Source organism: Amycolatopsis balhimycina FH 1894 (assembly GCF_000384295.1).
Lineage (GTDB): Bacteria > Actinomycetota > Actinomycetes > Mycobacteriales > Pseudonocardiaceae > Amycolatopsis > Amycolatopsis balhimycina.
Genome location: NZ_KB913037.1, coordinates 4261573 through 4275425, shown reverse-complemented (window position 1 = coordinate 4275425; position 13853 = coordinate 4261573). Strand labels below are relative to the sequence as shown.

Annotated in this window: 15 protein-coding genes; 6 read left to right on the top strand and 9 right to left on the bottom strand. The window is 71.1% G+C overall.

Annotation, left to right across the window (positions count from 1 at the left end; all coding sequences use genetic code 11):
* Positions 1–21: 21 nt before the first annotated feature.
* The 6 genes from A3CE_RS0118820 to A3CE_RS0118795 all read right to left on the bottom strand — a co-directional run bounded on the left by A3CE_RS0118820 (position 22) and on the right by A3CE_RS0118795 (position 5419).
* Complete coding sequence (locus tag A3CE_RS0118820; RefSeq protein WP_043790934.1) at positions 22–552, bottom strand: hypothetical protein; 531 nt, start codon at positions 550–552, stop codon at positions 22–24.
* A 227-nt stretch (positions 553–779) separates the two neighbouring features.
* Complete coding sequence (locus A3CE_RS0118815; protein WP_020641658.1) at positions 780–1583, bottom strand: arylamine N-acetyltransferase family protein; 804 nt, start codon at positions 1581–1583, stop codon at positions 780–782.
* A 105-nt stretch (positions 1584–1688) separates the two neighbouring features.
* Positions 1689–2312, bottom strand: a complete 624-nt coding sequence (locus tag A3CE_RS0118810) for a superoxide dismutase (protein ID WP_020641657.1) — start codon at positions 2310–2312, stop codon at positions 1689–1691.
* A gap of 193 nt (positions 2313–2505) precedes the next feature.
* Complete coding sequence (locus tag A3CE_RS0118805; RefSeq protein WP_020641656.1) at positions 2506–3171, bottom strand: biliverdin-producing heme oxygenase; 666 nt, start codon at positions 3169–3171, stop codon at positions 2506–2508.
* 63 nt (positions 3172–3234) lie between these two features.
* Positions 3235–3834 carry a TetR/AcrR family transcriptional regulator gene (locus A3CE_RS0118800; RefSeq protein WP_020641655.1) on the bottom strand — a complete coding sequence of 200 codons (600 nt, stop codon included), beginning with the start codon at positions 3832–3834 and terminating at the stop codon, positions 3235–3237.
* Between the two features lie 88 nt (positions 3835–3922).
* Positions 3923–5419, bottom strand: a complete 1497-nt coding sequence (locus A3CE_RS0118795) for a glutamate-cysteine ligase family protein (protein WP_026468637.1) — start codon at positions 5417–5419, stop codon at positions 3923–3925.
* A 208-nt stretch (positions 5420–5627) separates the two neighbouring features.
* On the opposite strand from A3CE_RS0118795, the gene A3CE_RS0118790 reads away from it, so the two are divergent.
* Entirely contained in the window at positions 5628–6434 is an 807-nt protein-coding gene (locus A3CE_RS0118790; RefSeq protein WP_020641653.1) for a TrmH family RNA methyltransferase, read from the top strand.
* 31 nt (positions 6435–6465) lie between these two features.
* Positions 6466–7086: a DUF2537 domain-containing protein gene (locus A3CE_RS0118785; RefSeq protein ID WP_020641652.1), complete on the top strand. Its 621-nt coding sequence runs from the start codon at positions 6466–6468 to the stop codon at positions 7084–7086.
* 151 nt (positions 7087–7237) lie between these two features.
* Here A3CE_RS0118785 and sepH read toward each other — a convergent pair whose 3' ends face one another.
* From sepH to A3CE_RS0118770, 3 genes are all read right to left on the bottom strand, one after another.
* Positions 7238–8083: a septation protein SepH gene (gene sepH, locus A3CE_RS0118780; RefSeq protein WP_026468636.1), complete on the bottom strand. Its 846-nt coding sequence runs from the start codon at positions 8081–8083 to the stop codon at positions 7238–7240.
* A gap of 192 nt (positions 8084–8275) precedes the next feature.
* A complete protein-coding gene (locus A3CE_RS0118775) occupies positions 8276–9424 on the bottom strand; it encodes a sensor histidine kinase (protein ID WP_020641650.1) in 1149 nt (382 codons plus the stop codon).
* Complete coding sequence (locus tag A3CE_RS0118770) at positions 9421–10083, bottom strand: response regulator transcription factor (protein ID WP_026468635.1); 663 nt, start codon at positions 10081–10083, stop codon at positions 9421–9423. Before A3CE_RS0118770 ends, A3CE_RS0118775 begins: the two co-directional genes overlap by 4 nt.
* 112 nt (positions 10084–10195) lie before the next feature.
* Between A3CE_RS0118770 and A3CE_RS0118765 the strand changes: the two genes are divergently transcribed.
* The 4 genes from A3CE_RS0118765 (at position 10196) to A3CE_RS0118750 (ending at position 13720) form a co-directional block, all read left to right on the top strand.
* Positions 10196–10735: a hypothetical protein gene (locus A3CE_RS0118765; protein ID WP_020641648.1), complete on the top strand. Its 540-nt coding sequence runs from the start codon at positions 10196–10198 to the stop codon at positions 10733–10735.
* Positions 10732–11826, top strand: coding sequence for a peptidoglycan-binding protein (locus tag A3CE_RS0118760; protein ID WP_020641647.1), 1095 nt, complete (start codon positions 10732–10734; stop codon positions 11824–11826). Before A3CE_RS0118765 ends, A3CE_RS0118760 begins: the two co-directional genes overlap by 4 nt.
* Positions 11823–12509, top strand: a complete 687-nt coding sequence (locus tag A3CE_RS0118755; RefSeq protein WP_020641646.1) for an ABC transporter ATP-binding protein — start codon at positions 11823–11825, stop codon at positions 12507–12509. The genes A3CE_RS0118760 and A3CE_RS0118755 overlap by 4 nt, the downstream gene beginning before the upstream one ends.
* Before the next feature lie 77 nt (positions 12510–12586).
* Complete coding sequence (locus A3CE_RS0118750; RefSeq protein ID WP_376741610.1) at positions 12587–13720, top strand: ABC transporter permease; 1134 nt, start codon at positions 12587–12589, stop codon at positions 13718–13720.
* Positions 13721–13853: the final 133 nt, after the last annotated feature.

Sequence of the window (13853 nt, the reverse complement as noted above, 5' to 3'; positions counted from 1 at the left end):
CCGGGTTTCGCGTTTCCGGGCTCAGACGATCTTGACGCCTACGACGAAGTCCTTGGCGCGGGTCTTCCACGGCCCGCCTCTTTGCCGGCACCAGGCAAGCGCGTCCGGGATCGCCAGCAGGGGCTCTTCGTGTGCGCGATGGTGGCGGTACTCCAGGGCTTCGCAGCCGTGGAGCCGGGTCGACCGATAAAGGACGCGTCGGTCGAGGTCGAGCACGGATTCGTCGGTCTCGAGGACGAGCATCCGCGTGCTCGTGGTCGCCAGGTCGGCGACCAGGCCGTTGAGGCAAGCCTCGCGCTGTCGTCTGCGGTCATGTGCCGAGCCGTCGTAGATCGTGACCGCGGGATGCAACTCTGCGATGACGTCGAGAATCTGCTTGCGCCGGTTGTCGTTTTCGTGAGTGAAGTGCAACCGCCGCTGGCCGGGCAGGATCAAGCCGCGAACGGCTTGCCGGGCTCGTCCGAGGTCGCTCGGGAGCACGGCGGCCGCGGTGACGAGATAGCCACCGCGCTTGCTCTCGTCGACGAACACATGAGCGGTCACAGCGAGCATTGTGCCGCCAGGTTCGGACGCCACGTGATCGAGATATCACGTTTCGTGGTTGCGACAGGTCATCGCCCGGACGAGTGAGATCCGAGTCTCCGCGGCTCGCCTCTTGCCTCGCAATATGAGGTTAGGCTAACCTCATGCATGTCCGCTTCGTGGTGGGAGCGGCAGTCAGTTCGGGAACGGACGAAGCCCTGGCCCCTGGGAATCCCCAGGCTGGGGCTTCGTTCATTTCACGGCAGTGTCGGGCTGAGCGCCCCGCTCGTCAAGGGACTCTCATCCGGCGGAGTCGGCAGCCGCGTCAACGTCATCCCGAAGTACACGCGGTAGGCCGCGCGGATCGCCTCGGGGCTGGTCAGGCGCAGCTCGTTCCGGACGCCGTCGACCGTCTCGATCAGCTTGTCGCCCGACAGCGTCACCCGGCCCTGTGACGTCGGGCGGGAGCACGTCAACGAGCGCGTGAAGTGCGATGACGGCGAAGTCGCCTGCCACCACGTCATCGGGACGAAGTCCGCCAGTGGGCGCGGGCGGCGTTCTAGGCGGTACTGCGGCTTGCCGTCCAGGAGGACGTCGACGTCGCCGTGGGGTGCGTCCAGCAGCAGGAACTCGCCTTCGGGGTCGGCCTGGGCGTCCACCCCGGACAGGCGCAGCGGGTGCCGGGAAAACCGGCCGAAGCCGACGTCCACCAGCCACTGCTCGTCCAGCGAGACGACGATCGCCGCGTGGTCCAGTGGCGGGCCCGGGGTGCCGTCCGCGTGGAACACCTGCGCCGCGCGCAGCGAAGCGTCGTACCCCAGCGCGCGCAGCAGTGCCGCGAACAGGCCGTTCAGCTCGTAGCAGAATCCGCCGCGCCGCCGGCGGACGATCTTGTCGAAGAGGGCGTCCTCGTCCAGCGTGATGTGCTCGCCGAGGTGGATGCTCAGGTTCTCGAAGGGAACCGCGGCCAGGTGGCGTTCCTGCAGGTGGCGCAGTGTCGCGAGGTCGGCCGCCGCGGGCCGTGCCACGCCGAGCCGGGTCAGGTACTCGTCGACGTCCATGGGATCCACTGAAACACCTCGACCGCACTCGAGGTCAAGCTCTTTACCCGCCGACGAAAACGGGGCCCTCCCTGGAAGGGAGAGCCCCGTCGGACGCGGAGAAGCTCAGCTGAGCAGCAGGCCGTTGCCGCCGGCGACGGCGTTGTCGAAGCGCTTGCTGATTTCGGCCCAGTTGAAGATGTTCCACAGGGCCTCGACGTACTTCGGCTTGACGTTCTTGTAGTCCAGGTAGAACGCGTGCTCCCAGACGTCGACCAGGAGGATCGGCGTGGTCGGCAGCACCAGGTTGTTGTGGTGGTCGCGCAGCTGCTGGGTGATCAGCGTCTTGCCGATCGGGTCCCAGGAGAGCGCGCCCCAGCCGTTGCCCTGGATCGTCGTCGCGACGGCGGTGAACTGCGCCTTGAACTTGTCGAAGGAGCCGAACGCCTCGTCGATCGCCGCGGCCAGCTCGCCGGTCGGCTTGTCGCCACCTTCGGGCGAAAGGATCTTCCACCACACGACGTGGTTGGCGTGCCCGGCCAGGTGGAAGGCCAGCGTGGTCTGCAGGCCGACGATGTCACCGAAGTTGCCGGCCTCACGGGCTTCGGCGAGCTTGTCGAGCGTGTCGTTCGCGCCCTTGACGTAGGTCGCGTGGTGCTTGCTGTGGTGCAGCTCGTTGATCTCGCCGGAGATGTGCGGCGCCAGGGCGCTGTAGTCGTAGTCGAGATCGGGGAGCTCGTAGCGGGCCATTGGCCCTCCTTCTGTCTTCGACACAAGATTCCGGTATCGAACCTAGTAGCACACGCCCCTTCGCGGCGAGCGGGGGCGGGTGGCCGTCACAGCGTGGGACGGCGGGTTCGTAGATGGCGTACCCGACGGTCTGCCGCCTGAAACCGAGCTTGCAACTTGGACTTAAGTGGAGGTCAACGGACTGTGACGACGATCATTCCGCGACGCGGACCTCGTCGAGCCGCAGGGCCAGCTCGTCGAAGACGGCGACGTTGCATTCGAACGCCACCAGTGCCTCGTCGATCACCCGCGCGCGCTCGGCTTCGTCCCACGGCGCGTTGTCCAGCTTCGCCCGATATGCGTCACGGAAGCGAGGCGCGCTGCCGATCCCGTCGAAGTGGTAGAAGTGCGCGCCCGCCTCGGCGACGTCGTAGTTCTTCTCGAGCGTCCGCCGGATGGCCTGGCCGCCGGCGATGTCGCCGAGGTAGCGCGTGTAGTGGTGAGCGACGTAGCCGCCCGCCCACGAAGCCGCTTCGCGGATCCGCGAGACGTACGCCTGCGTGGACGCCAGCGGGGAGATCGTCGAGCGCCATTCGGGGCCGACGAGGTGGGCGAGGTCCTGCTCGAGGTGGGGCAGCCGCCGCAGCTCGTCGAAGACGAACTCGCCCCCGACCGGGTGGCCGGCCATCGCGTCGCTCGCCGCCTCGAGCGCGCCGTAGACGAAGTAGTACTGGATCGCCAGCCGGGTGTAGCCCTCCTGCGTCAGCTCGCCGCCGAGCAGGGCGCGCATGTACGGGGAGTAGTTCGCCCGGTCGTGGACTTGGAGGGTCGACGCCCGCAGCGCCGCCGAGAAGGGGCGGGTGTCCGTGGTCACCGACATGGGCAGGCCTCCCGGCGATCGTTCTGACACGCTGTCAGAACAATGGTAGGGCAGAAACCGGGCTCAGGCCATTGCTGCCCCGACCGCACGCAGCACGAACCGCACCGCCGCCTCGACGACGTCGTCGAGCTGGTCGGCGGGCCCGTCGACGAGGGTCCGGTTGCCCAGTGCCGCGGTGATCATCGGGATGAGGACGTCCGGGTCCTCGGCCGGCCAGCGCCCGAGGTCGGCGCCGTCGGTGAGGATCGCGCGCAGCCGGCCGGTGATCGGGTCGGCGTGCGCGCTGATCCGCCGGTACGCCGCGGGCGCCAGCGCCGACGCGAGTGCCGCGCCCGGCGGCATGTGGTACTCGGCCAGCACGCGCAGCTGCAGCCGGACGAAGGTGGCGAGCCGGTCGACCGGATCGGCCTGGGCCTCGACGGCTTCGGTCAGCCGCGTGACGTACCGGGCGGCCTCGTCCTCGACGAAGGCGACGAGCAGGCTTTCCTTGTCGGGGAAGTGGTTGTAGAGCGCGGTCCGGCCCACGCCGGCCGCCGACGCGACGCCGGCGAGCGTGATCGCGTCGAAGCCGCGCTCGTAGAGCTGCGCGCGCAGGACGTCGAAGACGCGGCTTCGCACCTCGCGCCGGTGCGCCTCGAGCGACTCACCGAGAATCTTCGGCATTCACCCAGGCTAGCGGGAGTGCCGCTTTCACGTGAAAGTGCCGCTTTGCCGCGCAAAGCGTAGCTTTCACGTGAAAGCGGCACTCCGGTCAATCGGCGACGGGCCAGTTGTGTACCGGTTCTCCCGACTCCGACAGCTCCAGGTAGCGCCCGAGCATCAGGCCGAGCGCGGCCTCGCGGTCCAGCCCGCCCTCTTGCGCCCGCAGGACGTAGTCACGCTGCCAGGTCGCCCCGGTCCGCCGCGCGAGGCAGCGGCGCTCGATGATCCCGAGGTAGCGCTCGCGGGCCTCGTCGGAGACGTCGGAGCGGCGCAGCCCCTCGTGGGCGAGCGGCAGCAGCACGCGTAGCGCCAGCTCGTCCGGCGGGATCCAGCCGATGCCCGGCCAGTACAGCTGCGCGTCGAAACCCCGGCGCGCGCCCGCGTAAAGGTTTTCCTCGGCGGCCTGGAACGACATCTGGCTCCACACCGGGCGTTCCGCGTCGGCGAGCGCGCGCTGGGCGCCGTAGAAGAACGCCGCGTTCGCCACCGTGTCGACGACCGTCGGGCCCGCCGGCAGTACCCGGTTTTCCACACGTAGGTGCGGCAGGCCGTCGACGACGTCGTACACCGGCCGGTTCCACCGCCAGATCGTGCCGTTGTGCATGCGCAGCTCGGTGAGCTTCGGCGCCTGGCCCGCGTCGAGTGCCTCGATCGGGTCCTCGGCGTCGGTTTCCGGGAGCAAGCCGGGGAAGTACCGGACGTTTTCCTCGAACAGGTCGAAGATCGACGTGATCCACCGCTCGCCGAACCACACCCGCGGCCGCACGCCCTGGTTCTTCAGCTCTTCCGGCCGGGTGTCGGTCGCCTGCAGGAACAGCGGGATGCGCGTCTCGTGCCAGAGCGCCTTCCCCAGCAGGAACGGCGAATTCGACGCGAGCGCGATCTGCGGCCCGGCCAGGCACTGCGCCGCGTTCCAGTGCGCGGCGAACTCCTCCGGCGCGACCTGCAGGTGCAGCTGCACGCTGGTGCACGCGGCCTCCGGCAGGATGGATTCCGCGTAGCTGCGCAGGCGTTCGGGCTGCTGCCCCGACAGCGGTACGCCTTCCATGGCGAGCACCGTGCGCTCGCCGCGCGCGGCGAAGATCTGGTCGTTCAGCGTCGCGTAGCGGGCCTTGTTGGTGAGCCACTTCTGGTCGAAGTGCTCGTGCTTCAACGTCGGCAGGATGCCGATCATGGCCAGCGACGACCCGGTGTCGCGCGCCTTCGCCGCCGCGGTGTCGAGGTACGCGCGGAGATCGTCTTCGAGCTGGAGGGCCGAATCACCCGCGAGCGGCCGCGGCGGGACGTTCAGTTCGATGTTGTGCTGGCCCAGCTCGGTGGTGAACGACGGGTCGTCCAGCGCCTCGAGGACCGCGGTGTTCGTCATCGACGGACGCATCTCGCGGTCGACCAGGTTCAGCTCGACTTCGAGCCCGATGTTCTTGCGGGGGAACGAGAAACTGCCGTCGGTGAGCATGCGGGCCAACGTGTCCAGGCAGCGCTGCACCTTGCGGCGGTACCGTCCTCGGTCCAGCGTGTTGAACGGCTGAGCGAGGTCCATCCCCATGACCATCCCTGCTTTGCGTCGGCGTGGACAAGACGTGTTTCAGGCCCCGGCGGACAACCGTGTCACAGCCGGTGACCCCGGGCTAGCGGCCAAACTGGTGCTCTCCGTCACGGGTGGTTAACCGAAAGCAAAATGACCCGTTCGCACTACCGCCCGGCGGATGTTCGGACCAGTCCGGCGCCCGGCAAGCGGGTGACAGACTGAGTGGATGGGCGTGATCCACATCGATGATTCCGGCGACCCCCGGGTCGACGATTTCCGCGACCTGTCCACTGCGGACCGTCGGCCCGACCGGCCCGGTGGCCGGGGGCTCGTCATCGCCGAAGGCACCGTCGTGGTGTCCCGGCTGCTCGCGTCCCGCTACCCGGTACACGCGCTGCTGGGCGTGGAGCGGCGGTTCGCCGAACTGGCGGACGAGCTCGCCGGGAGGGACGTGCCGCAGTACGTCGCTTCCGCGGAAACCATGGCCGACGTGGTCGGATTCCACCTGAACCGGGGAATCCTCGCGGTCGCCGACCGGCCGGCGCCACTGGCCGTAGCCGAAGTCGTGGCCGGCACCGGCCCGGTGGCCGTGCTGGAGGGCGTGGGGGACCACGAAAACCTCGGCGCTCTCTTCCGCAACGCGGCCGCGCTCGGAGTCGGCGGCGTGCTGCTCGGGCCCGGCTGTTCGGACCCGCTGTACCGGCGCAGCGTGCGCGTGTCGATGGGCCACGTCCTGCGCGTGCCGTTCGGGTACCTGACGGACTGGCCGGGCGGGCTCGACGACCTGCGGGCGCGCGGGTTCTCGGTCGCGGCGTTCACCCCGCGGCCGGGCTCGGTCCCGCTGCGCGAGCTGCGGCAGGTCGCGCCCGGGCGGGTGGCGTTGCTCTTCGGCGCCGAAGGTCCCGGCCTGACTGAAACGGCGCTCGCGGCGGCTGATCACGCCGTCCGGATACCCATGCCGGCGGGAGTCGATTCACTGAACATCGCGACAGCCGCCGCCATCGCCTTCTACGAACTGGCCCAGGCCGACTAAAGTTCGAATCTTCGAGGCGGGAAGGGACACCATGGAGCTGCGGATCCGCGACGAGCGCGCCGTGCTGGCCGGCCCCGGCGGGGAGCACGCGCGCGAGGTGGATCCGCACAAGCTCGCGATCGGCGCCGAGCTGGCGCAGGCCCTGCACGAATGGGCGCGCGTGGCGTCCGCCGTCTCGACCGATTCCGCCGACTCCGGCGGGGAGGCGGCCGCGGTCGTCTCGCAGCGCGGCCGTCAGCTGGCCGGCCGGCTGGCCGCGGTGATGGGCACGGCCGTGCGGTTCGTGGACCCGGTGACGGGCGCCGACACGGTCGTCGAGCCGCCCCCGCTCGAGGCGAAGGCGGCCCACCGGTTCGTCCGGACGGTGCTCGGGCCGCCCGGCCCGCCCGGCGAGCCGACCCCGTGGCTGACAGGCCTGACCGTCTCGGCGTTCATCGCGGCCGTGGTGGTCGTCGCGATGCTCGCGCTCGCGACGGCGCTGGCCCGCGAGACCGCCGGCTGGCTGGCGCTCGTGGGTGCGGTCATCGTGACGGCCGGGATCGGGCCGTCACTGTGGCTGATCCGCCGCACCCCGATCCTGCGCTGGGTCGCGTACGGCGGGGTGGCCGGCGTCGCGATCGCGTGGATCGGCGTGCTGGTGATCGCCTTCTAGCGCCACCCGCCGTGGGTGGCCGGTGCGGGAGTGCCGAACACCAGCCCTGGACCGGTTTTCCGGAACAGGTGGTTGATGCTGTTGCCGGATCGTGCGCGAGGCCTACCGCCTGGTGGCGCCGAAGACCCTGGCCGCGCTGGTCGGTTGAGGCTCAGCCGCGCTGGGAGCGGACCCCGAGCAGCACGTCCTCCCAGGACGGCACGATCGGGTGGTTCTTCTTGGTCTTCGGCCGCGGCTCGGGGACCGCCGTGTCCTCTTCCGGGTCCGCCGGGACGCGCGGGATCTCGCGGGTGTCGTCGTCCGGGTCCGGCTCGGCCGACGGCAGCTCCGCGCGCTCCGGCGCGACCGAATCCAGCGTCGGCTGGAACTCCGCTTCGCGGGCCGGGTCGAGGGCGCGGACCGTGCGTGGCGGGCGGTAGGCGTTCGGGTCGAGGAGGACTTCGGCGTTCTCGTCCAGCGCCGCCACCGTGCCGCCGTGCGCTCCCGGTGAGAACGCCCAGTGCGCGCGGTTGTCCGACCGCCCGGCCTTCCACTGCAGCACGACGACCCAGCGGCCGTCGTCACCCTTCCAGGAGTCCCACGTCGCCTGGGAGTAGTCGTGGCCGCGGACGCCGAAGCCGTACGCGACGACCTCGCCGAGCGTCTGCACGTCGGGGCCGTCTTCGCGGACCGGGTGGGCGCTCTGCGCCAGCTCGGCGGTCCGGGACCGCTCGAGCAGGACCGGGTAGGCGTAGCGCTCGACGCGCTGCGCCGAGACGCCGGCGCTCGCGGCGACCTGCTCGACGGACTCGCCGGCGCGGATGCGCTGCTGGATCTCGCGTGGCCGCATCTGGCTCTCCAACTCGATTTCGATCTGGCCGAGGCGGGTGATGTCACCCCGCGCCGCCGCGCGCAGTCGCTCATCAGCCGGGAGCAGGAAGCGAGTACGGCTCGCCGGGTCTTCGAGCACGATGGACTTCCCGTCCTCGTGCAGTCCGACCACTCGCAGGGCCCGCATTGTTCTCGCCTCCCCGATCTTCTTCACCGTTGTGGGTACCCACGTTAGAACGGCGCGTCGGCTTGACGTGCGAGGCGCGCCGAGTCCGCGTCGAACTGCCCACTGTTCATTTGGTAACGCCGCAACTATCGACCTCGCAGGTCGGCGGCCATGGGGTGACACGCCGGACACGCAACGTCACGATCGAGTGGATCAAGCGGGCGGCAGCCGGACCGTCACGGTGAGGCCGCCGCGCCGGCCGGGCTGAGCTTCGGCGACGCCACCGTGGGCTTGAGCCACCGAGCGCACGATCGACAGCCCGAGGCCCGCGTTGCGGGTGTCCCCGGTCCGCTCCGCGCCGCCCACCCGCCGGAACGGCTCGAACAGCGTCGGCACCGCTTCGGGCGGCACCACCGGTCCCGAGTTCCGCACCTCCACCGCCGGGTCCCCGCGCACTTCGACGTAGACCCAGCCCCCGGAAGCGTTGTACGTGATGGCGTTGACCACGAGGTTGGTCAGCAGCCGTTCGAGCAGCACGGGGTCGCCGGTCACCGTGCGCCGCCGCAGCCGCGTCTCGACCGTCACCCCGGCCGCCGAAGCCTGCGCCGTCGTCGCCCGGACGACCGACGCGGCGACCTCGTCGAGGCGCACCTGCGTGCGTGCGGTCAGCCCGCGGTCGCTGCGGGCGAGGACCAGCAGCCCTTCGATCATCCGCTCGCTGCGTTCGTTCGTGTGCAGCAGGTGCGTGCCGAGCTTCCGCAGCTCGGGGGCGACATCGGGGTCGGTCATCGCGACTTCGATCAGCGTCCGCTGCACCGCCAGCGGCGTCCGCAGCTCGTGGGACGCGTTCGCGACGAACCGCTTCTGGCCCTCGAACGACTCCGCCAGCCGGTCGAGCATGCCGTCGAACGTGTCCGCCAGCTCCTTCAGCTCGTCCGGCGGGCCTTCGAGGTTGATCCGCCGGTCGAGCTTGCCCGCTTCCAGCCGGCGCGCGGCCGAAGTGATGTCGTGCAGCGGCCGCAGCGCGCGGCCCGCCATCAGCCAGCCGAACAGCACCGCCAGCGCCGCCGTCGTCACCAGCGCGATCGCCGAGCCGACCACCAGCGTCGACAGCGTCGAGGAGCGGTACTCGTCCAGCGAGCCGCTGACGAGCCGCACCGCCGGAGCGGCCTCAAGGGTGTCCAGCCGCTGGGCGACCCCGAACGCCGCGTCCCCGGCGACCGACGTCGAGGCGAACCGGGCCGGATCCGGCAGGGTGCTCTGCACCAGCAGGTAGTTGATGACGACCAGGACCAGCCCGGCGAGCAGGAACAGCCCGCCGTACCAGGCGGTGAGCTTCGTCCGGACGGAAAGGCCGTTCACGGGGTGCCGAACCGGTAGCCGGCGCCGGGCACGGTTTCGATCACCGGCGGGTCGCCCAGCTTGCGCCGCAACGTCATCACCGCGACGCGCACGGCGTTGGTGAACGGGTCCGCGTGCTCGTCCCACGCCTTTTCCAGCAGGTCTTCGGCGCTGACCACCGCGCCTTCGGCCCGCATGAGCACCTCCAGCACGGCGAACTCCTTCGGCGAGAGCAGCAGGAACCGGCCGTCGCGGGCGGCCTGGTGACGCGGCAGGTCGAGCACGACGCCGTCGCGTTCGAGCACCGGCGGCAATGCGGGCCGCGCGCGCCGCGACAGCGCCTGGACCCGGGCGACCAGCTCGGCGAACGCGAACGGCTTCGTCAGGTAGTCGTCGGCGCCGAGGCCGAGGCCGGCCACGCGGTCGGTGACGTCGGCGGCCGCGGTCAGCATCAGCACCCGCGCCTCACCACCCGCCTTCACCACGGCGGCGCAGACCTCGTCGCCGTGCACCTTCGGCAGGTCGCGGTCGAGGACCACGACGTCGTAGCCGTGCACCCCGACCCGTTCCAGGGCCTGCTCGCCGTCGTAACAGACGTCGACGGCCATCGAAAAGCGCCGCAACCCCTCCGCGACCGAGTCGGCCAGCAACCGCTCGTCCTCCACCACCAGCACCCGCACCGGCCCAGTCTGCGCCGGAAGGCCATAAGGAGCGCATAAGCGACTTCGCTTAGCGCGCCGGAATCCCCCGATCCGTAGACATGGCACCCATCCGGACGAAAGGAGCGAGCCGATGCGGACACGGATCGTCGTCGCGGCGCTGGGAGCGGCCCTGCTGCTCGCGGGCTGCGGCGCGAAGGCGGACGACGGGGCGAAGGTCGCCTCGATCTCGACGCCGTCGAAGACGGGGGGCCCCACTGCCGCGGACAACAGCGGCAAGAGCGACCAAGACAAGATGCGCGAATTCGCCAAGTGCATGCGCGAGCACGGCGTCGACATGCCCGACCCGAAGCCGGCCGGTGACGGCGGGGGCATGGCGATCACCTTGGGTGACAAGGACGGCGACACCACGAAGCTCGACGCCGCGCAGCAGGCGTGCAAGCACCTCATGCCCAACGGCGGCGAGATGAAGCCGCCGAGCGCCGAGGAGCTCGACAAGATGCGCAAGGAAGCCAAGTGCATGCGCGAGCACGGCATCGACATGCCGGATCCGGATCCCAGCGGCAAGGGCGGGCGGGCGATCGGCGGACCGGGCGGCGACCCGAAGAAGTTCGAAGAGGCCGCCAAGGCGTGCGGCATGGGCATCTCGGGCCGCACCGAGGCGGGCAAGTGAACGAAGTGACACACCTCAAGCCCCGCCGCCGCGGCCGGACGCGCTGGTTCATCGCCGGAGCGGTCCTGGTCGTGGTGCTGGGCACCAGTTCCGTCGTGATCCTGACGCGGGTGTCGAGCGCGACGCCCGTGCAGGAGGCCGCGCCACCGCCGGTCGAGACCGCCGAGGTCGTCAAGGCGGACCTCCGCGAAGAGGAGGAGGCCGACGGCACGCTCGGCTACGGCGACGAGTCGACCGTCGCGGGCCGCAAGCCCGGCACGATCACGTCGCTGCCCGACGCCGGCGCCACGATCACCCGCTGCAAGCCGGTGTACGGGGTGGACGCGAAGCCGGTGCCGCTGTTCTACGGCACGCTGCCGTTCTACCGCGACCTCGCCGTGGGCGCGGACGACGGCGCCGATGTCAAGCAGCTGGAGGAGAACCTCAAGGCGTGCGGCTTCGGCGGCTTCGGCGCACCGGACAAGAAGTTCACGTCCGCGACGGCGGCCGCGCTGAAGAAGTGGCAGAAGTCGCTGGGGCTGGGGCAGACCGGTACCTTCGGCCAGGGCGACGTCGTGCTCGCGGCGGGCGAGCTGCGGGTGTCGGCGCTGGGAGCCAAGCTCGGCTCGCCGGCCCAGGGCGAGGTGCTCAAGACGACCGGGACCGTCCGCTCGGTGCAGGTCAAGCTGGACGCGGCCAAGCAGAGCCTCGCCCAGCAGGGCGCGAAGGCGTCCGTGACGATCAACGGGAAGATGACGCCGGGCACCATCACCGACGTCGGACGCACCGCCGTCGAGGGCAAGGACGGGGCGGGCCAGGACGACGGCAAGCCCAAGATCACCGTGACCGTCCGGCTCGACGACCCGGCCGCCGCCGGCTCGCTCGACTCGGCGCCGGCGACCGTCCGGTTCACCAAGGACGTCCACCAGGGCGTGCTCGCGGTGCCGGTCGGTGCGTTGCTCGCGCTCGCCGAAGGCGGGTACGCGGTCGAGGTGGACGACAACGGCAAGCGCCGGTACGTCGCCGTCCGAACCGGACTGTTCAGCGGCGGCAAGGTCGAGGTCACCGGCAGCGGCCTGACCGAGGGCATGCGGGTGGTGACGACGTCGTGACACCGGTGCTGCGCGTGCACGAGGTCACGCGCACCTACCCCGGCGGGGTCGCCGCGCTCGACGGCGTCTCGCTCTCGCTGGCGGACCGCGAGATGGTGGCGATCGTCGGGCCGTCCGGCTCCGGCAAGTCCACCCTGCTGCACCTGATGGGCACGCTCGACCGGCCGTCGTCGGGGCGGGTGGAGCTGCGTGGCCACGACGTCGCCGCGCTGCCGGACCGCAAGGTCTCCGCGCTGCGGTCACGCTGGATCGGGTTCGTGTTCCAGCAGTTCTTCCTCGACGAAGGGATGAGTGCGGTGGACAACGTGTGCACCGGCCTGCTCTACGCGGGGGTCCCGCGGCGACGGCGGCGCGCGCGGGCCCTCGCGGCGCTCGACCGGGTCAAGCTCGGGCACCGGGCGTGGCACCGGCCCGGCGAGCTGTCCGGTGGCGAACGCCAGCGCGTCGCGATCGCCAGGGCGGTGGTCAACGACCCGGCGATCCTGCTGGCCGACGAGCCGACCGGCAACCTCGACACCGGCACCGGCGCGTCCGTGCTCTCGCTGCTCGGCGAGCTGTCGGCGGACGGGACCACGATCGTGGTGATCACCCACGACCGGGAGATCGCCGCGAGCATGCCCCGCCGGATCGAGCTGCTCGACGGGCGGCTGCGGCTGGACACCGGCCTGGTGGGTGCGTGGTGACCGCCCCACCGGAGACCAGGCTGCCCGAGCCGGCCCGGCTCAAACCGCCGGACGTCTTCGCGCTCGGCGCCCACGGCATGCGCACGCGGCCGGTGCGCGCGGTGCTGTCGGCGCTGGGCATCGCGATCGGCGTCGCGGCGATGGTGGCGGTGCTGGCGATCCCGGCGTCCGGCGCGCAGGCCCTGCACGACCGGCTGGCCGCGCTCGGCACCAACCTGCTCACCGCCGGGCCGGGGAAGACGTTGTTCGGGGACAACGCGTCCCTGCCCGACAGTGCCGTGCCGATGGCGAAGCGGATCGGGCCGGTGCAGGCGGCCGCCGGCACCGGGACGACGTCGGCCGGGGTGCGGCGCAGCGACAAGATCGCGGCGGACGACACGTCGGGGCTCGCGGTGTACGCGGCTCGTCCGGACCTGCTGGGCGTGCTGGGCGGCAAGGTCCGCGTGGGTGCGTTCCTGGCGGCGGGCAACCAGGACTACCCGGTGACGGTGCTCGGCTCCCAGGCCGCGGCCCGGCTCGGCATCGACCACATCGATCCAGCCCGGCCGCCGCAGGTGCTGATCGGGACGCAGTGGTTCACCGTGACCGGGATCCTCGCGCCGATGCCGCTGGCGCCGGAGATCGAGCGGTCGGCACTGGTCGGCTGGGACGTCGCCAAGCGGCTGCTCGGGTTCGACGGCCATCCGTCCACTGTGTACGTCCGAGCGGAGGAGTCGCAAGTGGACAGTGTGCGGACGGTGCTGGCCGCGACGCTGAGCCCGCAGGCGCCGAACGAGGTCGAGGTGCGCCGCCCGTCGGACGCACTGGCCGCGCAGAAGCTGACGGACACGACGTACAGCGCGTTGTTCCTCGGCCTCGGCGGAGTGGCGCTGCTGGTCGGCGGGGTCGGGGTGGCGAACACGATGGTGATTTCGGTGCTGGAACGACGGCGTGAGATCGGCCTGCGCCGTGCGCTCGGGGCGACGAAACGCCAGATCCGCGGGCAGTTCCTGGCCGAATCGGTGCTGCTGTCGGGGCTCGGCGGGCTGGCGGGGGTGCTGGCCGGGGTGCTGGTGACGGCGGGGTACGCGCTGAGCCAGGGGTGGCCGGCGGTGCTGCCGTCCGCGGCGCTGGCCGGCGGCGTCGGCGTGGCGGCGCTGGTCGGGGCGGTCGCCGGGGCCTACCCGGCGATGCGCGCGGCCCGGCTCGCCCCCACCCAGGCGCTCGCCTGACGGAGGTGTCTTGAATGACTCATTCAGGTCTTCGGAGGTCCTGAATGAGTCATTCAAGACGTCGGTGCGCCGCTCGAACGCCAGGTCAGCCGCGGGAGCCGGGGCGCGCCCGGTAATCTCGGCCGGTCGAAGA

What these genes read in the sequence shown, in the direction of transcription:
- A3CE_RS0118820 (WP_043790934.1), bottom strand. Translation starts at nt 552, where the DNA reads ATGCTCGCTGTGACCGCTCATGTGTTCGTCGACGAGAGCAAGCGCGGT.
- A3CE_RS0118815 (WP_020641658.1), bottom strand. Translation starts at nt 1,583, where the DNA reads ATGGACGTCGACGAGTACCTGACCCGGCTCGGCGTGGCACGGCCCGCG.
- A3CE_RS0118810 (WP_020641657.1), bottom strand. Translation starts at nt 2,312, where the DNA reads ATGGCCCGCTACGAGCTCCCCGATCTCGACTACGACTACAGCGCCCTG.
- A3CE_RS0118805 (WP_020641656.1), bottom strand. Translation starts at nt 3,171, where the DNA reads ATGTCGGTGACCACGGACACCCGCCCCTTCTCGGCGGCGCTGCGGGCG.
- A3CE_RS0118800 (WP_020641655.1), bottom strand. Translation starts at nt 3,834, where the DNA reads ATGCCGAAGATTCTCGGTGAGTCGCTCGAGGCGCACCGGCGCGAGGTG.
- A3CE_RS0118795 (WP_026468637.1), bottom strand. Translation starts at nt 5,419, where the DNA reads ATGGGGATGGACCTCGCTCAGCCGTTCAACACGCTGGACCGAGGACGG.
- A3CE_RS0118790 (WP_020641653.1), top strand. Translation starts at nt 5,628, where the DNA reads ATGGGCGTGATCCACATCGATGATTCCGGCGACCCCCGGGTCGACGAT.
- A3CE_RS0118785 (WP_020641652.1), top strand. Translation starts at nt 6,466, where the DNA reads ATGGAGCTGCGGATCCGCGACGAGCGCGCCGTGCTGGCCGGCCCCGGC.
- sepH (WP_026468636.1), bottom strand. Translation starts at nt 8,083, where the DNA reads ATGCGGGCCCTGCGAGTGGTCGGACTGCACGAGGACGGGAAGTCCATC.
- A3CE_RS0118765 (WP_020641648.1), top strand. Translation starts at nt 10,196, where the DNA reads ATGCGGACACGGATCGTCGTCGCGGCGCTGGGAGCGGCCCTGCTGCTC.
- A3CE_RS0118750 (WP_376741610.1), top strand. Translation starts at nt 12,587, where the DNA reads ATGCGCACGCGGCCGGTGCGCGCGGTGCTGTCGGCGCTGGGCATCGCG.